Source organism: Faecalibacterium prausnitzii (genome assembly GCF_049532945.1).
In the GTDB taxonomy this organism is placed as follows: Bacteria; Bacillota; Clostridia; order Oscillospirales; family Ruminococcaceae; genus Faecalibacterium; species Faecalibacterium prausnitzii_N.
On record NZ_CP186691.1, the window covers coordinates 1,688,010 to 1,709,289 of the forward strand.

At 59.2% G+C, this 21,280-nt stretch carries 20 protein-coding genes; 14 read left to right on the forward strand and 6 right to left on the reverse strand.

Going from position 1 to position 21,280, the window contains the following annotated elements:
* Positions 1 to 20: 20 nt before the first annotated feature.
* The 4 genes from ACNQFG_RS08465 to ACNQFG_RS08480 all read right to left on the reverse strand — a co-directional run bounded on the left by ACNQFG_RS08465 (position 21) and on the right by ACNQFG_RS08480 (position 6,484).
* Complete coding sequence (locus ACNQFG_RS08465; protein ID WP_423404554.1) at positions 21 to 962, reverse strand: ABC transporter permease; 942 nt, start codon at positions 960 to 962, stop codon at positions 21 to 23.
* Positions 962 to 1,837, reverse strand: a complete 876-nt coding sequence (locus ACNQFG_RS08470) for an ABC transporter permease (protein ID WP_242960708.1) — start codon at positions 1,835 to 1,837, stop codon at positions 962 to 964. Before ACNQFG_RS08470 ends, ACNQFG_RS08465 begins: the two co-directional genes overlap by 1 nt.
* Before the next feature lie 118 nt (positions 1,838 to 1,955).
* The gene (locus ACNQFG_RS08475) at positions 1,956 to 3,989 is read right to left on the reverse strand and encodes an ABC transporter substrate-binding protein (protein WP_423404555.1); all 2,034 of its coding nucleotides are present in this window, start codon (positions 3,987 to 3,989) and stop codon (positions 1,956 to 1,958) included.
* A gap of 464 nt (positions 3,990 to 4,453) precedes the next feature.
* On the reverse strand, positions 4,454 to 6,484 hold the full coding sequence (locus ACNQFG_RS08480; protein WP_423404556.1) for a peptide ABC transporter substrate-binding protein: 2,031 nt from the start codon (positions 6,482 to 6,484) through the stop codon (positions 4,454 to 4,456).
* Between the two features lie 165 nt (positions 6,485 to 6,649).
* Between ACNQFG_RS08480 and ACNQFG_RS08485 the strand changes: the two genes are divergently transcribed.
* The 9 genes from ACNQFG_RS08485 to ACNQFG_RS08525 all read left to right on the forward strand — a co-directional run bounded on the left by ACNQFG_RS08485 (position 6,650) and on the right by ACNQFG_RS08525 (position 14,990).
* The gene (locus ACNQFG_RS08485) at positions 6,650 to 6,829 is read left to right on the forward strand and encodes a hypothetical protein (protein ID WP_423404557.1); all 180 of its coding nucleotides are present in this window, start codon (positions 6,650 to 6,652) and stop codon (positions 6,827 to 6,829) included.
* A gap of 31 nt (positions 6,830 to 6,860) precedes the next feature.
* Positions 6,861 to 7,280, forward strand: a complete 420-nt coding sequence (locus ACNQFG_RS08490) for a hypothetical protein (RefSeq protein WP_097792631.1) — start codon at positions 6,861 to 6,863, stop codon at positions 7,278 to 7,280.
* Between the two features lie 15 nt (positions 7,281 to 7,295).
* Positions 7,296 to 9,893, forward strand: coding sequence for an NYN domain-containing protein (locus ACNQFG_RS08495; RefSeq protein WP_423404558.1), 2,598 nt, complete (start codon positions 7,296 to 7,298; stop codon positions 9,891 to 9,893).
* A 5-nt stretch (positions 9,894 to 9,898) separates the two neighbouring features.
* The gene (locus tag ACNQFG_RS08500) at positions 9,899 to 10,789 is read left to right on the forward strand and encodes an NAD(P)H-hydrate dehydratase (protein ID WP_423404559.1); all 891 of its coding nucleotides are present in this window, start codon (positions 9,899 to 9,901) and stop codon (positions 10,787 to 10,789) included.
* 91 nt (positions 10,790 to 10,880) lie between these two features.
* Positions 10,881 to 11,612 (forward strand): NAD-dependent protein deacylase, encoded by a 732-nt coding sequence (locus ACNQFG_RS08505; protein WP_423404560.1) that lies wholly within the window; start codon positions 10,881 to 10,883, stop codon positions 11,610 to 11,612.
* Positions 11,609 to 12,571 carry a D-2-hydroxyacid dehydrogenase gene (locus tag ACNQFG_RS08510; RefSeq protein ID WP_423404561.1) on the forward strand — a complete coding sequence of 321 codons (963 nt, stop codon included), beginning with the start codon at positions 11,609 to 11,611 and terminating at the stop codon, positions 12,569 to 12,571. The genes ACNQFG_RS08505 and ACNQFG_RS08510 overlap by 4 nt, the downstream gene beginning before the upstream one ends.
* Before the next feature lie 22 nt (positions 12,572 to 12,593).
* On the forward strand, positions 12,594 to 13,475 hold the full coding sequence (locus ACNQFG_RS08515; RefSeq protein ID WP_423404562.1) for an aldose 1-epimerase family protein: 882 nt from the start codon (positions 12,594 to 12,596) through the stop codon (positions 13,473 to 13,475).
* Positions 13,476 to 13,717: 242 nt separating this feature from the next.
* Positions 13,718 to 14,848: a sodium ion-translocating decarboxylase subunit beta gene (locus ACNQFG_RS08520; RefSeq protein WP_005939727.1), complete on the forward strand. Its 1,131-nt coding sequence runs from the start codon at positions 13,718 to 13,720 to the stop codon at positions 14,846 to 14,848.
* A gap of 13 nt (positions 14,849 to 14,861) precedes the next feature.
* A complete protein-coding gene (locus ACNQFG_RS08525) occupies positions 14,862 to 14,990 on the forward strand; it encodes an oxaloacetate decarboxylase (protein ID WP_423404563.1) in 129 nt (42 codons plus the stop codon).
* A 70-nt stretch (positions 14,991 to 15,060) separates the two neighbouring features.
* Here ACNQFG_RS08525 and ACNQFG_RS08530 read toward each other — a convergent pair whose 3' ends face one another.
* Both ACNQFG_RS08530 and dapF read right to left on the reverse strand, forming a co-directional pair.
* Positions 15,061 to 16,248, reverse strand: a complete 1,188-nt coding sequence (locus ACNQFG_RS08530) for an LL-diaminopimelate aminotransferase (RefSeq protein ID WP_423404564.1) — start codon at positions 16,246 to 16,248, stop codon at positions 15,061 to 15,063.
* Between the two features lie 27 nt (positions 16,249 to 16,275).
* Positions 16,276 to 17,124, reverse strand: coding sequence for a diaminopimelate epimerase (dapF, locus tag ACNQFG_RS08535; protein ID WP_423404565.1), 849 nt, complete (start codon positions 17,122 to 17,124; stop codon positions 16,276 to 16,278).
* Between the two features lie 248 nt (positions 17,125 to 17,372).
* On the opposite strand from dapF, the gene acpP reads away from it, so the two are divergent.
* From acpP to ACNQFG_RS08560, 5 genes are all read left to right on the forward strand, one after another.
* Positions 17,373 to 17,606 carry an acyl carrier protein gene (acpP, locus tag ACNQFG_RS08540; protein WP_423404566.1) on the forward strand — a complete coding sequence of 78 codons (234 nt, stop codon included), beginning with the start codon at positions 17,373 to 17,375 and terminating at the stop codon, positions 17,604 to 17,606.
* Positions 17,607 to 17,730: 124 nt separating this feature from the next.
* Positions 17,731 to 19,170: a proline--tRNA ligase gene (gene proS / locus ACNQFG_RS08545; protein WP_332376162.1), complete on the forward strand. Its 1,440-nt coding sequence runs from the start codon at positions 17,731 to 17,733 to the stop codon at positions 19,168 to 19,170.
* Positions 19,171 to 19,310: 140 nt separating this feature from the next.
* Positions 19,311 to 19,682: a GntR family transcriptional regulator gene (locus ACNQFG_RS08550; RefSeq protein WP_423404567.1), complete on the forward strand. Its 372-nt coding sequence runs from the start codon at positions 19,311 to 19,313 to the stop codon at positions 19,680 to 19,682.
* 2 nt (positions 19,683 to 19,684) lie between these two features.
* Positions 19,685 to 20,533: an ABC transporter ATP-binding protein gene (locus ACNQFG_RS08555; protein WP_423404568.1), complete on the forward strand. Its 849-nt coding sequence runs from the start codon at positions 19,685 to 19,687 to the stop codon at positions 20,531 to 20,533.
* A complete protein-coding gene (locus ACNQFG_RS08560; protein ID WP_207685489.1) occupies positions 20,530 to 21,156 on the forward strand; it encodes an ABC-2 transporter permease in 627 nt (208 codons plus the stop codon). The genes ACNQFG_RS08555 and ACNQFG_RS08560 overlap by 4 nt, the downstream gene beginning before the upstream one ends.
* Positions 21,157 to 21,280 lie beyond the last annotated feature (124 nt).

Consider the following 21,280-nt stretch of genomic DNA (forward strand, 5'->3'; position numbering starts at 1 on the left):
ACGTTTCTCTCTCCAATCTATCAAACGTGGTTGCGCGGGTCTGCCGCATCCGACAAAGCGTTGCCCATGATGTAGAACGAAATCGAAATGATGGACACGATGGATGCAGGGAAGACCAGCAGGTACGGGTAATCCAGGAAGAAGCCGCGCACCTTGCTCAGGAGCAGGCCCAAAGACGGGGTGTCGATGCCCAGGCCCAGGCCCAGGTAGGACAGCGTAGACTCCAGGTTGATGGTGGCGGGGATGGAAAGCGCCATGCGCAGGATGATGACAGAGACCAGATACGGCAGGATGTTCTTGGTCAGAACACGCCACAGCGGGGTGCCAAGGCAGCGGGAAGCGAGGTTGTACTCGCGGTCACGGTACATGAAGACCATGTTGCGGACACGGCGCGCCATGGACAGCCAGTTGATGGCGATCATCGAGATGGCCATGATCCAGAAGCTCTGACCGACCATCAGGGCGATCAGGGTCATATAGATGATATAGGGCACATTGTCGATCAGGTTGTACAGCTCCGTGAAGAAGCGGTCCAGGCTGCGGACGTAGCCCCAGATCAGGCCGAAGATGACGCCGACGATGCTCTCGCCAACGGCAACGACCAGAGCCAGACGGATGGAGATCTGGGTGGCGTACCACACCTGGCACCAGTAGTCACGGCCAAGGTTGTCGGTACCGAACCAGTATTCGCTGTTCGGCGTGATGAATGCCTTGCTCGTATCCGAGATCAGGGTGGTGTAATCGTACTTGCCAATGGCCAGTGCGATGAAGGAGAACACGCTCAGTGCCAGGAACAGGATCAGGCAGAAGACAGCAACCTTCTGCTTGAGGAAGTTCTGGATGACGGAACCCCAGTAGGAATAGTTGGAATAGCCGATGCGCTCGGCTTCTTCCGGAGAGTATTCGACGAAGTAGAACAGTTCGTCCTGCTTCTTGCCCTCAAAATCCGATGCCTTAGCCATCAGCGAGCTTCCTCCTTTCCGGTCAGAGTAATACGCGGGTCGACCACCATCATCAGCACGTCGCCCAGGAAAACACCCACGATGCCCAGAACGGCATACAGGATGACCAGCGTCTGCACGACGTTCAGGTCATAACGCTGGATGGCGTCGGTCAGCAGGGGGCCCATGCCGGGGACGGAGAAGAAGCGCTCCATCAGCAGAGAGCCGCCGACCGTCAGCAGGATGGACTGGGGGATATACTGCACCATGGGGACCATGGCGTTGCGCAGCACGTGCTTGAACATGATCTCGCGGGAGCTCAGGCCCTTGACACGCGCCAGTTTGATGTAGTCGCGGGTGAGCTCATCGACCATGTAGCGGCGGGTCCACAGGGCATAGCCTGCAATGGAAGCCAGCGACAGGCAGGTGATGGGCAGCACACTGGACGCACTCACATTGCGGGTGGAGTACAGCGTGGGGAAGCCCAGGTACTTGGAGCCGAAGACCAGGACCAGCGAATACGAGACCAGAGAAGGAACTGCATTGACGAACACGGTGTAAGCCGTGCCGATCCAGTCGAACACTTTGTCCTTGAATGCGGCCTGCAGAATGCCCATCAGCACACCCAGCACCAGAGAGATGCCGGAGGCGGTGAGGCCCAGGCGCATCGAGACGCCGAACTTTTTGCCGATGACCTTGACCACCGATGCACCGTTCTGGATGCGGCGGGATGTGCCGAAGTCCAGGTGCAGCAGATCGTTGTAGAACTTGATCAGCTGGGTGGGGATGGGGTCGGTCAGGCCAGCTGCTTCCAGAGCAGCGGTCTTCTGCTGATCGGTGAACTTCATGAGCTGTTCCTCAGTGAAGTAGTAGTCCGTCGGCAGACAGCGCATCATCAAAAAGACGGCTGTTGCGATCAAAAAGATTGTGACAAGCGACTGGAGCAGCCGCTTAACCGTGTATTTTAACATGTTATCGAACCTTTAACTTTTATTTTGGGGTGCGGTGAAAAACTCAGGCCTTGGTGGCAGCATCGAATGCAGCAGCGAACTCCTCGTACTGCTCGGTGGTGTAAGCCTCTTCGCTGGTCTCCCAGTTGACAGCCTTGTAGTTGCAGGGGCCGTACATGGCGTTGATCTTGCTGTACTCGTTGGCGTGGGTCAGAGTCCAGGCCACATCGAAGTAGCAGGGGCAGGCCAGAACGTTGTTCAGCATGCAGGCCTCAGCCTTTGCGAAGGCAGCATAGCGGGCATCGGTATCATCGACGATGGCCTTTGCGGTGTTGACCAGATCGGTGAACTCCTCGTAAGCAGCGACCAGATCCTTCTGCCAGTCAGCGGGGCCGGCCTCGACGACCTTGGCGATGTTGGAGTAGTACCAGCTGTAGTAGGCGTTGTCGTCGTGCAGGATCTCCTGACCAACGAAGTTGACGGGGTCACCGAAGTCAGCGCCCCAGCCGTTGATGACGAAGCTCTGCAGCTGAGGATTGCGGACTTCCTGGGTGATGGAGGAAACGTAGGTCTTGATGTCCAGCACGATGAAGTCATCGCCGAAGCTGTCGGTGAAGCACTGCTTCAGGACGGTTGCGCTGTCCAGAGCGGTGGAGTTGCCGGCGATGATGTGGTAAGCAGCGTGGACGGGGAAGGTGACGCCGATGGCGCTCAGCTCGTCCATAGCCTGCTTCTTCAGGTCCGCGATGTCGCCGTTGTTGGAGCGCAGGCGGATCATGGTCTTGCCGTCATAAGACTCCTTGTCGAAGCCCATCTCCTTGGCGACCAGGGTGGAGTACTCCTCGCCCTTGGTGTTGTAGCAGACGCCCGGCATGGTGTAGTAGTCGTTCTCGCACTTCAGGGGGTTGATCTTGTTGGTGCGGGCATACCAGTTGGTCAGCTCCAGGCCCTTGTAGAAGCACTGACGGAAGGCGGTGTTGGCGATGGCCTTGTTCCAGTTGTCGTCGGGGGTGCCGTCCTCGTTGTTCTTCTGGTAGTTGAAGTGCATCTGGTAGCTGTACTTCTTGGGACGCTTCTCACACAGCTGAGCATTGTACTCGCTGTTGGGATCGGCCTGGATGGTGGTCAGGGTGCTCTCGCCCACATCCATCTCGTCCAGCTCACGGTTCTGATACAGCTGGAAGGTAACGGTGCCGTCGCTGATCATGGTAACGGTGAAGCGGTCGAAGCGGGACACATCGTTTGCACCAAAGTAGTTGGGGTTGGGGATGTAGCTCTTGGTGTTCTGGCTGATGAACTCCTCCACCACATACGGGCCGTTGTACCACATGTTGGTGTAATCGCAGGCACGGAAGCCCTCGATGCCCAGCTCGGTGATCAGGTCCTCAGAGACGGGGTAGAAGCTGGTGTAAGCAGCCACGGTATCGAAGTACGGGCAGGGAGCCTTGCAGGTGAAGACCAGGGTGTAATCATCGGTAGCCTCAACGCCCACACCGGCGGCCAGCATATCTTCGTAGGTCAGGTCGGCAGCAGCGTCGCCCATGTCGCTGGTCTTCTGGTAGTAGTCCGCAGCGCCCACCAGGGTCTCGTTGGGCATGGAGGTGTTGTTGGCCTGGTTCTTGGCTGCGTTCAGCACCCACTCCAGACCCACGAGGAAGTCCTTGCTGGTCAGGTGAGCCTTGACCTCGCCGTTGACGTCCACCCAGTCGACATCGTCGCGCAGGTTGAAGGTCCAGACGGAGGAGTCCTCGTTGTGGCTCCACTCCTTGGCCACGGAAGGCACAGCCTTGCCGTAGCAGTCAAAGCTCAGCAGGCCCTCCCACAGGTTGGTGGTGACATTCATGTCGGAAGCCATCTGGCTGTACAGCATGTTCCAGCTCTCCAGCTCACGGTTGGTGGCCTCCCAGGAAATGAACTCCTTCAGCGGGGCAGCGCCGGTGGTGTTGGGGGCGCTGGTTGCGCCGGAAGAAGCAGAAGCAGCGGTGGAGCTGCTGGAGCCGCCGCCGCAGGCTGCCAGGATGCCGGCGGCACCAACAACGCCGGAAGCCTTCAGAAAGCTGCGGCGGCTGATTGCATGAGACTCGTGATTGATGTTCATTGTGTTATCCTCCCTAAAATTTTTCCGTGCTTCGGTGCATGGTGCAGGGCGCGTTGTCCTGCTTGTTTCCCACTCCTTTGCGGGAGCTTCGCATCTCCTGTACTGCTGAGGAATACAAAAGAGCGCAGATACAGACCCCTCTGTCTGTGCCTGTGCTCCTCCCGCAAAACCTTAACACGCTGATTATTATACCATTAAAAGAATAAGCTGTCAATGGAGCATGGACAGGAACCTCTTCAAAAAAGAAAGACAGACTGTGGAAAATGATGAAATATATTTGTTTTTGCCTGATTAAGGATGCAAAAAGTTTAACACTGTTTTTGAAACACAAAACAACCGAAATTGTTCTTCACAAACGAACAGGTGCAAAACGCTTTACATAATAAAAGAGCGGGAGCCATCCGCTTTGCGAACAGCTCCCGCCGGGGGAAAAGTGCTTAACTTAGAATGCGCTCAAAAACCGATCAGGCCTGGGTGGCTGCATCGAAAGCAGCGGCGAACTCCTCGTACTGCTCGGTGGTGTAAGCCTCTTCGCTGGTCTCCCAGTTGACAGCCTTGTAGTTGCAGGGGCCGTACATGGCGTTGATCTTGCTGTACTCGTTGGCGTGGGTCAGGCACCAGGTCACATCGTAGACGGTGGGGAAGATCAGGTTCTCCTCCAGGAAGTAGGCCTCAGCCTTTGCGAAGGCAGCGTAGCGTGCATCGGTGTCGTTGACGATGACGCGGCCCTCGTTGACCAGGTCGGTGAACTGCTCGTAGGCAGCCACCAGATCCTTCTGGTAATCGGCGGCACCGTTCTCGGCGATGCCCTCGATGTTGGTCATGTTGCAGCTGTAGTAAGCGTTGTCGTCGTGGACGATGATCTGGGTCAGGAAGTTGATGGGATCGCCGAAGTCAGCGCCCCAGCCCATGTGGACGAAGCTCTGCAGCTTGGGTGCCACGACCTCCTTCATGGTGGAGGAGACGAAGGTCTCGATGTCCAGCACGATGAAGTCATCGCCGAAGCTGTCGGTGAAGCACTGCTTCAGGACGGTCGCGCTGTCCAGAGCGGTGGTGGAACCGGCCAGGATATAGTAAGAGCAGTGCACCGGGAAGGTGACGCCGATGGCGCTCAGCTCGTCCATGGCCTGCTTCTTCAGGTCGGGGATGTCGCCGTTGTTGGCGCGCAGACGCTTCATGGTCTTGCCATCATACTTCTCGCCGTCCAGACCCAGCTCCTTGGCGACCAGGCTGGTGTAATCGGTGCCGTCGGTGGTGTAGCACAGGCCGCTCATGGTAAAGAAGTCGTTCTCGCACTTCAGCGGGTTGATGGGGTTGTAGCGAGCGTAGAACTTGGACAGCTCCAGACCCTTGGAGAAGCACTGGCGGAATGCCTTGTTGGCGATGGCCTTGTTCCAGTTCTCATCGGCGGTGCCGTCGGCCTTGCGCTTGTCGTAGTTGAAGATAAAGCAGTAGCTGAACTTCTTGGGGCGCTTCTCGCACAGCTGCTGGTTGAACACGTTGGAAGGATCGGCCTGGATGGTGGCGATGCTGCTCTCGCCCAGATCGACCTCGTCCAGCTCACGGTTCTCGTACAGCTGCAGGCTGATGGAGCCATCGGAGATCATGGTGATGGTCAGGCGCTCAAAGCGGCTGACGTTGGCTGCATCGTAGTAGCTGGGGTTGGGGATATAGCTCTTGGTGTTGCCCTGGATATACTCCTCGACGACGTACGGGCCATTGTACCACATGGTGGTGTTGTCACAGCCGCGGAAGCCCTCGATGCCCAGCTCGTCGAGCAGGGCGGGAGCGACGGGGTAGAAGCTGTTGTAAGCCGCCACGGTGTCGAAGTACGGGCAGGGATCCTTGCAGGTGAAGACCAGAGTGTAGTCATCGGGAGCCTCGATGCCGACACCAGCAGCCAGCATGTCCTCATAGGTCATGTCGGCGGCAGCGTCGCCGGCTGCCTTGGTCTGCTCGTAGTAATCGGCAGCGCCCACGACGGTATCGTTGGGCATGGAGGTGTTGTTGGCCTCATTCTTGTAGGAGTTCATGACCCACTCGAAGCCGACCAGGAAATCCTTGCTGGTCAGGTGGTCCTTCACCTCGCCGTTGGCATCGACCCAATCGACGTCATCGCGCAGGTGGAAGGTCCAGACGGTGGAATCGTCGTTGTGCTCCCAGGTTGAAGCGATGGCGGGCACGACCTTGCCGTAGCAGTCGAAGCTCAGCAGGCCGTCCCACAGGTTGGTGATGACGTTGGCGTCGGAAGCCTGCTGGGTGTACAGCATGTTCCAGCTCTCCAGCTCGCGGTTGCCGCTCTCAAAGGAGATGAACTCCTTCAGCGGGGTGGCACCGGTGGTGTTGGGGGCTGCGGCACCGCTGGTGGAAGCAGCGCTGCTGCCGTTGTCGGACTTGCCGCCGCATGCGGCCAGCAGGCTGGCTGCGCCGACCATGCCTGCGCCCTTGAGGAAGCTGCGGCGGTCGAGCTTGTGAGACTCAAAATTGATACTCATGGATGGATCCTCCCAGATCTCTGGCACAGGCGGTCTGCCTGCGCCGTTTTTTCCTATTCCTGAACGAGTGTGGCCTGTCCTCCACGAAAAAATGCACAGGAAGGGCAAACGTCGCACTTCGGATATTTTAGCACTGTATTGAAAAGAAGTCAATGGATTAAAGCAATGAATTGGAAACAAAATGGTGACAGCTGCTTTTGTATGAAAAGCAGCTGCGGAAAAATGCAAAAGAATCCAAAGCACCGGGTGGCTGCGGGAAGCGGCAGGCTTCAAAAGAAAAAAGTGGACTGTTTTTTCACCACGGACGATTCTGCTATCTTTTTTCATAAAAACATGCTACAATAAAATGTATCTGTATCGGAATAAGGAGCAAACCATGAAAAAACTACGCGCGATGTACAAAGGCTATATGCTTCATCCCATCTTATATAAAACTGTGACCCGCACTTCCATCGTGGCTGTGCTGATGCTGCTGTGGGAGCGGTATGTCAGCGACGGCACCTTCTCCATGTGGGAGGCACCGGGCTTTCTGTGCGGCGTGGTGCTGCTCATCTGGGCGTGGGTGGACTATATGCGGCTGGACGGCCTGACCATCCACCATCTGCTCGAAGAGTTCAAGGGGATCAAGCCGCAGAAAAAGTTCCACGCCACCCGCTCCATCATGGACTATGCTGACGAGAAGATCGTCTCCTTTGAGGAGCTGGAGCCGGAGGAGCGCACCTATTGCAGTATGCTCTCCAATCTGGTGCTGGGGGTGCCGCTGGTGGTGGTGGCACTCTGCATCAGCTTTTTATAAGGAAGGGTGCAGACCATGGAGAACCCGCACAAGCAGCTGGTGGTGGGCATCCTTGCCCATGTGGACTCCGGCAAGACCACCCTTTCGGAAGCCATGCTCTACCGCTCCGGCGCGATCCGCAAGCTGGGCCGTGTGGATCACAAGGATGCCTTTCTGGATACCGACACGCTTGAAAAAGCGCGCGGCATCACCATCTTTTCCAAGCAGGCCCTGTTGACGGCGGGCAATACGGATATCACATTGTTGGACACCCCCGGACATGTGGATTTTTCCACCGAGACAGAGCGCACCCTGCAGGTGCTGGACTATGCTGTGCTGGTGGTAAGCGGCACCGACGGCGTGCAGAGCCACACCGAGACGCTCTGGCGGCTGCTGCGGCGGTATCACATCCCGACCTTCGTTTTCCTCAATAAGATGGACCTGCCCGGCCCCGGCCGGGAGGCGCTGCTGGAACAGCTCAACCATCGGCTGGGGGACGGCTTTGTGGATTTCGGGGCCGATGCGTCCGCCCGCGACGAAGCGCTGGCCCTCTGCGATGAGCGGCTGATGGAAACCGTCCTCGACAAAGGGGAGCTGACCGATGCCGACATTCTCCCGGCCATCGCCCGGCGGCATGTCTTCCCGTGCTGGTTCGGTGCAGCGCTCAGGCTGGAGGGGGTGGACGAACTTCTGGCCGGGCTGGACCGCTTCACCCGTCCGGCTCCCGCGCTGGATGCCTTTGGCGCCAAGGTGTTTAAGGTGTCGCAGGATGAGCAGGGCACGCGCCTGACATGGCTGCGCGTGACTGGCGGCGAACTGAAGGTAAAGGCCCAGCTCTCCGGCGAAGCAGATGGTGAGCCGTGGGAGGAAAAGGCAAACCAGCTGCGGCTGTACTCCGGCGTAAAGTATACGCTGGCGGAAGCCATCGGCCCGGGGCAGGTGTGCGCCGTCACCGGCCTGACTAAGGCGCGCCCGGGCGAGGGCCTTGGCGCGGAACGCGACAGCGATGTGCCGGTTCTGGAACCGGTGCTGAGCTATCAGGTGCTGCTGCCGGAGGGGGCTGATGTGCACGCGGCACTGGGCAAGCTGCACCGGCTGGAAGAAGAGGAGCCGCAGCTCCATGTGGTATGGAACGAGACTTTGGGCGAAATCCATGTGCAGCTCATGGGCGAGGTGCAGCTGGAAGTGCTGCGCAGTTTGTTGGCAGAGCGCTATGGGCTGGAGGTGTGCTTCGGCCCCGGCGGCATTCTGTACAAGGAGACCATCACGGAGCCTATGGAGGGCGTGGGCCACTATGAGCCGCTGCGCCACTATGCGGAGGTGCATGTCAAGCTGGAGCCCCTGCCCCGCGGCAGCGGGATGCAGTTTGCCGCCGACTGCCGGGAAGAAGTGCTGGACAAGAACTGGCAGCGCCTTGTGCTGACCCATCTGGAAGAAAAGCAGCACCTTGGTGTGCTGACCGGTGCGCCGCTGACGGACGTGAAGATCACCCTCATTGCGGGCCGCGCCCATCTTAAACACACGGAGGGCGGAGATTTTCGGCAGGCCACCTATCGCGCGGTGCGGCAGGGTCTGATGCTGGCCGCGCAGATCCACAAAGTACAGCTGCTGGAGCCGTGGTACGCTTTCCGGCTGGAACTTCCGGCCGAGAATGTGGGCCGCGCGATGAACGACGTCCAGCAGATGGGTGGCAGCTTCGACCCGCCCCAGACGGCTCCGGATGGTCAGACGGCCACCCTGACCGGCACAGCCCCGGCCTCCACGATGCGCAGCTACCCCATGGAGGTGGTGGGCTATACCCGGGGCCGGGGACACCTGACCCTGACGCTGGACGGCTACCGGCCCTGCCACAACACCGACGAGGTGCTGGCGGCCATTGGCTACGAGCCGGAGCACGACCTTGACAACCCGGCAGATTCGGTGTTCTGTGCCCATGGCGCGGGCTTTGTGGTGCCTTGGGATCAGGTGCGCAGCCACATGCATGTGGACAGCGGCTGGGGCAAGACCGCCCGCCCGGCGGAAGAGGTCGCCACCCGGCCCCGCCGGATGGCCGCCTACCGCGCAACACTGGAAGAGGATGCCGAGCTGCTCAAAATCTTCGAGCGCACCTATGGCCCCATCAAACGGGACCCGCTGGCGGCATTCCGCCCGGTGCAAAAGCGGGAACGCCCGGATTTTGATGCCCAGCAGTGGGAGATCCTGCCCGAATATCTGCTGGTGGACGGCTACAATATCATCTTTGCGTGGGATGAGCTGAACGAGCTCTCCAAACAGAGCCTTGATGCCGCCCGCAAGAAGCTGATGGACATCCTGTGCAACTATCAGGGGTTCAAAAAGTGTGTACTCATCCTCGTGTTCGATGCCTATCGTGTGCCGGGCAGCCCCGGCAGCATTGAGCAGTACCATAACATCCATGTGGTCTACACCAAGGAAGCCGAAACCGCCGATATGTTCATCGAGCACGTTACTCATGAGATCGGCAAGGGGCGGCGAGTGCGTGTGGCTACTTCCGACGGCATGGAGCAGATCATCATTCTGGGCCACGGCGCGCTGCGTGTCTCCGCCCGCATGTTCCATGAGGAAGTGCAGGAGGTCGAGAAGGAGATCCGGAACTATTTGCAGGGAGAGGTGTAAACCTTATGAAAACAGATGCCGCGTATGTTTGGGCGTGTCTTCGCCCCCGCCCGCGCGACAGCCACAAGGGCACCTTCGGGGCTGTGCTGGCCGTGGCAGGCAGCGCCAGCTACCGGGGCGCGGCAGCGCTGGCGGTGGAGGGAGCTCTGCGCACCGGTGCGGGCATTGTAACGCTGGCCAGCGTGGAGCCGGTATTGGCAGCTGCGGTGGCCCGCCTGCCGGAATGCTGCCTGTGTCCCTGCGTGGCGGGGGCCGAAGGTGGCATCTCGCCGGAGAGCATTCCACAGCTCCAGCGCCAGAAGGCGACGGTGCTGCTGCTGGGCCCGGGCCTTGGCGGTACGGCCCAGAGTGCAGCCCGCGCGGCAGAGACACGCACGCTGGTGCAGAAGCTGCTGCCCGGCTTTGCAGGCAGCGCGGTGCTGGATGCGGACGGCCTGAACGCCGCCGCCGACCTGCTGCAAGCTGGAAAAACGCTTCATCCGATGGGTGAACTGATTTTAACACCCCACCCCGGCGAGATGGCCCGGCTCACCGGGCTGTCCGCTGCGGCCACCCACGCCGACCGGGAGGGCACCGCCCTGCGGTTTGCCAGAGCATGGAACGCCGTGGTCGTGCTCAAGGGGGCGCAGACGGTCATTGCGGCCCCGGATGGCCGGTGCCGGGTGAATCCCACCGGCAACCCCGGCCTTGCCCGGGGCGGCAGCGGAGATGTGCTGGCCGGTATGACCAGCGCTCTGCTGGCCTGTGGGCTGCCTGCCTTTGAGGCTGCCGTCTGCGCGGTCTACCTCCACGGGGCCGCTGCCGACCGCGCCGCCGCCGTGCACGGCGAAGCCGGGATGCTCCCGCACGACCTCTTTGCGGCCCTCGGCACCCTGTTTGCCGAGAACGGCCGCTGAACCAGAGAACCAAAAGAAACGCTTCCTTTCCGCCGGATTTGTGTTATACTGGACGTGTAACCAAATCTGCTGGAAAGGGGCGTTTTTTGTTATGGTTCCTGCGCTGGAAAAGATCATCCAGGAGAGCGACAGCATCGTGTTCTTTGGCGGGGCGGGCGTTTCCACCGAGAGCGGCATCCCGGACTTCCGCAGTGTGGACGGACTTTATCATCAGAAGTACGCCTACCCGCCGGAAACGATCCTGAGCCATACTTTCTGGGAGGAGAATCCGGAGGAGTTTTACCGTTTTTACCGCGATAAGCTCATCGTGAAGGGGGCAAAGCCCAACGCGGCCCACCTGCGGCTGGCAAAGCTGGAACGGGAGGGCAGGCTGAAAGCGGTCGTCACCCAGAACATCGACGGCCTGCATCAGGCGGCGGGCAGCCGCACGGTGTACGAGCTGCATGGCAGCACCCTGCGCAACTACTGCACCCGCTGCGGTAAGTTCTACGATGTGGATTTCATTGCCAACAGCACCGGCGTGCCCCGCTGCATCGAGTGCGGCGGCATCGTCAAGCCGGATGTGGTGCTGTATGAAGAAGGGCTGGACGAGGAGGTCGTCTCCGGGGCCGTGCAGGCCATCCGCCGGGCCGATACCCTCATCGTGGGCGGCACCAGTCTGGTGGTCTACCCGGCGGCGGGGCTGCTGCGGTATTTCCGGGGCCGGCATCTCGTCGTCATCAACATGCAGCCCACCCCGGCGGACGAAAGCGCAGACCTGTGCATCGCCCAGCCCATCGGGCAGGTGCTCCGCGAGGACGTGGACTTGGAGGAGAAGCGATGAAAGCCGTCATTCTGGAACGCTATGTCATGCACGAGGGCGACCTCGACTGGTCGGGGGTCAAGGCCCTCATTCCGGATACCACCAGCTACGTCCGCACGGCCTACGAGGAGATCGCGCCCCGCATCGGGGATGCCGAGGTCGTCTTCCTCAACAAATGCCGGATGGATGAAGCCATCCTGGCCCAGTGCCCGAAGCTCAGGTGGGTGGGCATCATTGCCACCGGCACGGATAACCTTGATCTGAAGGCCTGCCGCCGCCATGGCGTGCCGGTAGCCAACGTGCCGGGCTATTCTACTTACAGTGTGGCACAGATGACTTTCAGCCTGCTGCTGGCCATCGTCCAGTGTGCCGAGCGGTATGACCGCGCCGTCAAGGACGGCCTGTGGCAGCTGGACATCCCGGCAGGCTACGGCCTGCTGCCCCAGATGGAGCTGTACGGCAAGACCTTTGGCATCTATGGCTACGGCAGCATTGGCCGGCAGACCGCCCGCATCGCCAGAGCATTCGGGATGCGGGTGCTCGTCTGCACTCGGACTGTCCGGCCGGAATATGCCGCCGACGGTGTGGAGTTCGTGCCATTTGCCGACCTGCTGAAGGAGAGCGATGTGCTCAGCCTGCACTGCCCGGCCACGCCCCAGACGCGGGGGCTCATCGGTGCGGAGGCACTGGCGCAGATGAAGCCCGGTGCCATCCTGCTGAACACCGCGCGTGGTGCCCTTGTGGACGAAACAGCGGTCACGGCGGCGCTCCGCAGCGGGCAGCTGGGCTTTTACGGGGCCGATGCCTTTGCCACCGAACCCCTCCCGGCGGACAGCCCGCTCCGGAAGGAGCCCCACGCCCTCCTCACCCCGCACATTGCATGGACGACAAAGGAAGCGCTGCAGAACCTGATGGACATCACCACCCGGAACCTGCGCACCTTCCTGGACGGAAACGGCGAGCACATCGTCAACCGATAACAATGAAAAAGGAGAACGAATCATGCAGGCAACCATTCACAACGAATTTTTGACCTTGACCGTGGACACCCACGGTGCCGAAGCAGTCAGCCTGAAAAATGCGGCGGGGGAAGAGCTGCTCTGGCAGGCCGACCCGGCTGTGTGGAAGCGCCACGCTCCCATTCTGTTCCCGTGGACGGGCAAGCTGCCCGGCGGTACCTTCACCCATGGCGGCAAGACCTACAAGGGCGGTCAGCACGGTTTTGCCCGCGACATGGAGCACACCCTGCTCAAGGCCGAGGGCGATACCATCCAGTTGGAGCTGCGCTCGGATGATGCCATCAAAGCCGAACGCTTCCCCTTCGATTTTGTGCTCACCAGCACCTTCCGTCTGGACGGCAAGACCGTGCACCATACGCTGACGGTGCGCAACCCCGGCACCGAAGAGCTGCGCTTTGGCATCGGCTATCACCCGGCGTTCAACATCCCCTTTGATGCACAGCACACCACCACGGATTACGAGTTCCGGTTCGACCAGCCGGAAAGCCCGATGATTTTGGATGCTTACCCCAATGGCCTGCTGACCGGCAGGTGCGGCTACCGGTGGAAGAACGTCTCCGCCATCCCGCTCACGGACGACCTCTTCGCAAACGACAGCTTCTGCATGGCGGGCCTGCGCACCAAGACCATTGGCATCTATGAGAAGGGCACCGGCCGCAAGATCACCTGCAATGTGGAAGGCTACCCCTACGCGCTCATCTGGTCGGCCCCTGCAAAGCCGGTGCGGTTTGTGTGCATTGAGCCGTGGCAGTCCCTGCCCGGTGCCGAGAACGACCCGCAGGCCTGGACCGAACGCGCTGCCGCCGCCTGCCTCGCCCCCGGCCAGCACTGGGCCACGACCCTGAGCACGACATTCGAGCGCTGAAGCAAAATTTGGCAAAGAATCCGGAAAACCTCTTGACAGCGGGGACGCAGTCTGATTTAATAAGGCCCGATAAAAGGGAGTAAAGGGCGCTCCGCAGGGTCTGCGGGGTGCTGCATGGCAGCGTCATCACGGCAGAAATGCCCGATGTCATGTGTTCGCTTGAGACTTTTGTCACAGACAAGGTGCTGTGGCAGGAGTCTCTTTTTCTTGCCTTTGGCACCGGAACACGAGGAGGTAAAACTATGAACTTTCTGAACACATTCGCAAGTCTGTTTTCCAATTTTGGAAACCTGACTTGGCAGATGGTGGTGATGTGGGGCATTGGTGCATTGCTCATCTACCTTGCCATCGCCAAAAAAATGGAGCCGAGCCTGCTTTTACCCATGGGCTTTGGTGCCATTCTGGTCAATCTGCCGCTGTCCGGTGCCATCACGCAGGGCGATACCGTAGGCCCCATTTCTGCCCTGTTTGAAGCAGGCATGTCCAACGAGCTGTTTCCCCTGCTGCTTTTCATCGGCATTGGTGCTATGATCGACTTTGGCCCCCTGCTGGAAAAACCGTGGCTCATGCTCTTTGGTGCCGCAGCGCAGTTTGGTATTTTCTTCACCCTGTTTCTGGCAGGCTTCTTCTTTGATTTGAAGGATGCTGCTTCCATCGCTGTCATTGGTGCAGCGGACGGTCCCACCGCCATTTTTGTAGCTAACACCCTCAACTCCCAGTACCTTGGTGCCATCATGGTGGCAGCGTACAGTTACATGGCTCTGGTGCCCATCGTGCAGCCGCCGGTCATTAAACTGCTGACCACTCAGAAGGACCGCCGCATCCGGATGCCCTATGAAAAGGGCAATGTCAGCCAGCTGACGAAGATTCTGTTCCCCATTGTTGTAACCATCATTGCCGGTATGGTAGCTCCTGCCAGTGTAGCTCTAGTTGGTTTTCTGATGTTCGGCAACCTGCTGCGGGAGTGCGGCGTACTGAACGCCCTCAGCGAAACCGCGCAGAATGTGCTGGCAAACCTCATCACCATCGTGCTGGGCCTGACCGTGGCCGGACAGATGACCGCTGACAAGTTTGTCCGGCCCGATACCCTGCTCATCCTTGCACTGGGTCTGGTAGCCTTCGTTTTTGATACCGCAGGCGGCGTGCTGTTTGCAAAGCTGCTGAACCTGTTCCTGCCCGAAGGCAAAAAACTGAACCCGATGATCGGTGCAGCCGGCATCTCCGCCTTCCCCATGAGCGGCCGTGTGGTCAACAAGATGGGATTGGAAGAAGATAACCAGAATTTCCTGCTGATGTACTCCATCAGCGTCAACGTTTCGGGGCAGATCGCATCCGTCATTGCAGGCGGCCTAATTCTGACCCTGATGGCTTAACGGAGGTACACTTATGCTTCATCTTTCTTCGTGGATGACCACCCTGCCCATGATGCTCATCGGCATGGTCGGCATTCTTCTCGTCATTGGTGTCATTGTCCTGGCTGTGATGCTGCTCAACCGGCTGACGGGCCGGAAATAAGACCGGACCGGAAAAACAGAAAAGGCGATGCAGTCGTACAAAAACTGCATCGCCTTTTTGCTTGCTGAAATTACAGTGCCTTGATGGCGGTCTTGATGCGCTCGGCGGCCATCTTGGTCTTTTCGGCGTCACCGAAAGCGGTCAGGCGGAAGTAGCCCTCGCCGCACTCGCCGAAGCCCACGCCCGGGGTACCGACCACGCCGCAGTTTTCCAGCAGCCAGTCGAAGAACTCCCAGCTCTTCATGTTACCGGGGCAGCGCAGCCAGATGTAGGGGCTGTTCTTGCCGCCGCAGTACCACACGCCGCACTCATCCAGTGCGTCCGCGATGACCTTGGCATTCTTGCGGTAGTAGTCCAAATTCTGCTGGATCTCGGCCATGCCGCTCTCGGTGAACACCGCAGCGGCGGCGCGCTGCACCACGTAAGGCACACCGTTGAACTTGGTGGTCTGGCGGCGCAGCCACAGCTTATTGATGTTCATTCCCTCGCGCTCCAGCTCCTTGGGCACCACGGTGTAGCCGCAGCGGGTGCCGGTGAAGCCTGCGATCTTGGAGAAGGAGCAAATTTCAATGGCACACTCCCGTGCACCCTCGATCTCGAAGATGCTGCGGGCGAGGTTCTCGTCGGAGATGAAGCACTCGTATGCAGCATCGTACAGGATGATGGCATCGTTCTTCTTGGCGTAGTCCACCCATGCCTTGAGCTGGTCGCGGGTGTAGGCGGCACCGGTGGGGTTATTGGGGCTGCAGATATAGATGATGTCAGCCTTCACATTCTCATCCGGCATTCCCAAGAAGCCGTTCTCCTGACTGGTGCGGCTGTAGATGATCTTGCGGCCATCGGTCACGTTATCGTCCACGTAGGTGGGATAAACGGGGTCCGGCACCAGCACGGTGTTGTCCACATCGAACAGGCCCAGTACGTTGGCCAGATCGCTCTTTGCACCATCAGAGATGAAAATTTCATCCTCTGCCAGCTGGGTGCCGCGGCCTGCATAGTAGCCCTGAATGGCCTGCTTGAGGAAGGGGTAGCCCTGCTCCGGGCCATAGCCGTGGAAGCCTTCCTTGGTACCCATCTCATCGGCTGCATCGTGCATGGCCTTGACCACACACTTTGCCAGCGGCTGGGTCACATCGCCAATGCCCAGACGGATGATCTCCTTCTCCGGGTGTGCCTCCTGATAAGCGGCCACCTTGTGGGCAATGTCCACAAACAGGTAGCTTGCCTTCAGCTCACCGTAATGATGATTCATTTTCATTGTATGTTCCCTCGATTCTTTCTAACGTTAGACTTCGATCACAGCTTCGTAAACGGTGGAGGCCGCGCCGGTCATCAGCAGCTGTCTGCCGGGCAATACCCGGATGGTCAGCACACCGCCGCGCAGCTGCACATGGATGTCCTCGCCTGCCGGGCAGATGCCAAGCTCGGTCAGGGCCGCCACGGTGGCGCAGGTGCCGGTGCCGCAGGCCCATGTCTCGCCGCTGCCGCGCTCCCACACCCGCATCTTCAGATGGGTGGCATCCACCACCTGCACGAACTCGGTGTTGATGCGCTCCGGGAAGTTCGGGTGGGACTCGAACGCCGGGCCGATGGCCTCCAGCTTGAGGCCGTCCACCTCCGGCACAAGGGTGACGCAGTGGGGGTTGCCCACACTGATGCAGGTGACCTCCCAGGTCTTGCCGTCCACCGTCAGCGGGCAGCGGACCAGCGGCCCTTCGCCCATGTTCACGGCGGGCAGGTCGGCGGCGCGGGTGGAATAGGCCCCCATCTCCACCTGCCACAGCTCCTCGCCCATCCGGGTCAGCGTCTTTTGGCCGCTGCGGGTGTCGATCTTCAGCACGGGCTTTGCTGCGCAGGTCGGTTCATGCACATGCAGCCACTCGGCCACGCAGCGGATGCCGTTGCCGCACATCCTGCCCTCACTGCCATCGGCGTTGAAAATGCGCATCATGCCGTCCGCACCCGCCGTCTGCGCAGCACAGATGCAGATGATGCCGTCCGCACCCACCGAGAAGTGCCGCGCCGAGAGCTTCCGGGCCAGCGGAACGATGTTCTCCGGCACACCGGAGGCCCGGCAGTCCAGATAGATATAATCGTTGGCGCAGCCCTGCATTTTGGTAAATGAGAACTTCATCGCGTTCATCCTTTCGGTAGTTATAACGAACCTCTTATTATCATAAGAAGCAAACGGGATTCTGTCAAGCGGAAAACTGTGCTTTCCGCAATTTTTATCGGAAATTTCCGCCGCATCCGTGCCGGAATCCAAAACAGGGCTTGACAAGATGCGGCCCATGGGATATAAAAAATAGAGAGTGCTTTGCGCGGCCGGTCAGCTGCGCGGGGCGGACAACAAAGAATCGATGACAAAAGGAGACCGTGACAATGGATACTTTTGAAAAAATCCGTGCATTGCTGGCGGAGCAGCTGGATGTTGACCCGGCAAAGATCACGATGGACAGTGACATCATGAGCGATTTTGAGGCCGACAGTCTGGATATCGTGGATATGGTGATGACGCTGGAGGATGAGTTTGGCATTGAGGTGCCGGACGATGCCATCGAGTCCCTGCGCACCGTGGGCGATGTGGTAAACTTTGTGGACAGCCATCAGGGCTGATCCGGACATTGCAAAAGGCCCCGTTTCCCGGCGCTGCACACGGCGGTGCTGCGGCGGGGCTTTTAATATGGTTCGTGCGGAACGCAAGCCGTTTGGCGCACGGCCTTAGGAGGAAAAAGCAAAAATGGCAAAAGATTCAAAGAAGCTCGTACAGGCGATCACCAGCCAGGAAGAGAACTTCGCACAGTGGTACACCGATATCTGCGTGAAGGCAGAGCTGGTGGAGTACTCCAGCGTGAAGGGTTTCATCATCCTGCGCCCCTACGGTCAGGCCATCTGGGAGCTGATCCAGAAGGACATGGATGCCCGCTTCAAGGCCACCGGCCATGAGAACGTGGCAATGCCCGTGCTGATCCCGGAAAGCCTGCTGCAGAAGGAAGGCGAACTGGTCAATGGCTTCGCGCCGGAGGTGGCGTGGGTCACGATGGGCGGTTCCGACAAGCTGGAAGAGCGTCTGGCCGTGCGTCCCACCAGCGAGACCATGTTCTGCGACCACTGGTCCCGCGTGCTGCACAGCTACCGTGAGCTTCCCATGAAGTACAACCAGTGGTGCAGCGTTGTCCGCTGGGAAAAGACCACCCGCCCCTTCCTGCGCAGCCGCGAGTTCTGGTGGCAGGAAGGCCACACCATCCACGAGACTGCCGCCGAGGCTGAGGCTGAGACCCAGCAGCAGCTGAACTGCTACGCAGATGTCTGCGAGCAGGATCTGGCCATCCCCGTGGTGAAGGGCCGCAAGACCGACAAGGAAAAGTTTGCCGGTGCCGAGGCCACCTATACCATCGAGGCCATGATGAAGGACGGCAAGGCCCTGCAGAGCGGCACCAGCCACTACTTTGGCGATAAGTTCAGCAAGGCTTATGACGTGACCTTTACCGGCCGCGACAACCAGCTGCATCATCCGTTCCAGACCAGCTGGGGCGTTTCCACCCGTCTGGTGGGCGCTATCATCATGACCCACGGCGACGACGACGGCCTGATCCTGCCCCCGGCAGTGGCCCCCATTCAGGTGGTCGTAGTGCCCATCGCAGCCCACAAGCCCGGCGTTTCCGAGAAGGCTGCTGAGCTGGCCGAGAAGATCAGCAAGTATGCCCGCGTGAAGCTGGACGACAGCGACAATGCCCCGGGCTGGAAGTTCTCCCAGTGGGAGATGAAGGGCGTGCCTCTGCGTCTGGAGATCGGCCCCAAGGATCTGGAAAAGAACCAGTGCGTGCTGGTGCGCCGCGATACCCGCGAAAAAGTCTTCGTCTCTCTGGACGAGCTGGAGACTGCGATCCCCGCACAGCTGGAGGCCCTGCGCAAGGACCTGTACGAGCGTGCTCTTGCCAACCGCGAGAAGCGCACCTGGGCTGCCACCACCATGGACCAGGTGAAGGAGCTGGCCAAGGCAAACACCGGCTACATCAAGACCATGTGGTGCGGCGACCTTGCCTGCGAAATGAAGATGAAGGAAGAAGTCGGCCTGTCCAGCCGCTGCATGCCGTTTGAGCAGGAACACCTGAGCGATGTATGCCCCTGCTGCGGCAAGCCCGCCAAGACCATGGTCTACTGGGGCGTGGCCTACTGAGCCGTTCGCAGGAACTGCATAAGAAAAACCAAAAGCAGCCGTTCCCGTTGGGAGCGGCTGCTTTTTACAGTTACCTCTTGACAACTCTGTGTCAACTGTATATACTGTATATGCACAGACGAAACGGAGGGGGGAGCGACGTGAATCTTTTTATCGACAACAAAAGCGGAGCACCGATCTATGACCAGATCTATACCCAGATCAAAAATGAGATATTGAACGGTAATCTGCAGCCGGACGAGGCCATGCCCTCCATCCGGGGGCTGGCACGGGATCTGCGCATCAGCGTCATCACGACCAAACGCGCCTACGATGAACTGGAAAAAGAGGGCTTTCTGTATGCCATCCCGGCCAAAGGCTTCTTCGTGGCGGCGAAAAACACGGAACTGCTCCGGGAGGAGAATCTGAAGCAAATTGAATCGCACCTGACGGAGGCCGTCCGGCTGGCGGCGTCCTGCGGGCTGGCAAAGAACGACCTTGTCGAAATGCTGGAACTGCTGTGGGAGGGCTGAACATGAACGCACTGGAACTGCACGGCGTACAGAAAACGTATCCGGGTTTCACTCTGGGGCCTATCGATTTGACCCTGCCCGGCGGCACCATCTGCGGCCTGATCGGTGAAAACGGCGCAGGCAAAAGCACGACCCTGAAGCTGATTTTGGGAATACTTCCACCGGAGTCCGGCACCATCCGGGTGCTGGGGAAAGATGACCTGGAAGCATCCCCCTGCACCAAGGAGGACATCGGCGTGGTGCTGAGCGGCGATGGTATTCCCACCTGCCTGACCGCCGAACAGATGGGAAAGGTGATGGCGGGCATCTACCGCAACTGGGACGCCGGGGTCTATGCCGGATTTTGCAAGCGCTTTGAACTGCCTGCTAAGAAAAAGTATAACGAATACTCCACCGGCATGAAGATGAAACTCTGCCTTGCAGTGGCACTGTCCCACCATCCGAAGCTGCTGCTGCTGGATGAAGCCACCAATGGGCTGGACCCGGTGGTGCGGGATGAGGTGGTGGATATCCTGCTGGATTTTGCCCGGGACGAAAACCACTCCATCCTTATCTCCTCCCACATCGTCAGCGACTTGGAAAAGCTGTGCGATACCATTGCATTCCTGCACAAGGGCAGGCTCCTACTCTGCGAGGACAAGGACACCTTGCGGGAAGAATACGCCCTCTGGCACGGCACCGCCGCTCAACTGGAAGAGCTGGCTCCGGACGTCGTGGTCAGCCAGCGGGTCACACCCTACGGGGCCGAAGCGCTGGTCAAACGGGACGGGGTGCCCACTGGAAGCGCCCTGACGCCCGTGAGTATCGAGGAATTGTTTGTGTTGATGGTGAAAGGGGAGAAGAACGCATGAAGGGCTTATTATTAAAAGATTGGTACCAGATAAAAAGCAACATGAAGACGATGTACCTTACAGTTCTGGCTGTTCTGGTGATCTGGACTCTGAGCGCATCGGGAGCGTCTACCTTTGCCATGAACTATGCGGCCATTTTTCTGGGCATCCTGCCGGTCTCCCTGTTGGCATATGATCATTCCAGCGGGTGGACAGAGTACGGCCTGACCTTGCCAATGAGCAGAAAAATTCAGGTCGCGGAAAAATATCTTATCGGGGTGATCTGTGCAGCGGTCTCCGTTGGGCTGAGCGGCGTGTCATGCGGCGTGATTGTTCTGCTCGGAAAACCGCTTCCAGATGCCCCGGTTAGCATCTGGATGGAGTTTGGCGTGCTGGCGATACTGCTGATGAATGGCATTATGCTTCCGCTGTATTATCGTTTTGGTCCGGAAAAAGCCCGAATGCTGTACATGCTGATGTTTGCAGGAATGGGGGCCATGCTGGGCGGAGGAATTGCCCTGATGGATGCCTTTTCCGGTGCCAGTGCGACGGTTCTTGTGAGCGGGCTGCTGGCGGCGGCACTGGTGCTGTATGCCGTGTCGTGGCGGGTATCGGTGGCGTGGTACGGAAAATACAAAAAGTGACAAAAACCGGAACGTATCTTTCGATACGTTCCGGTTTTATCATGTCTTGAAATCCGGCTCAGAATCGGTAAAAGTTTTGTAAAAGGGCTTGAAAAATCCGCCCGGCCGTAGTATCATAACGAGG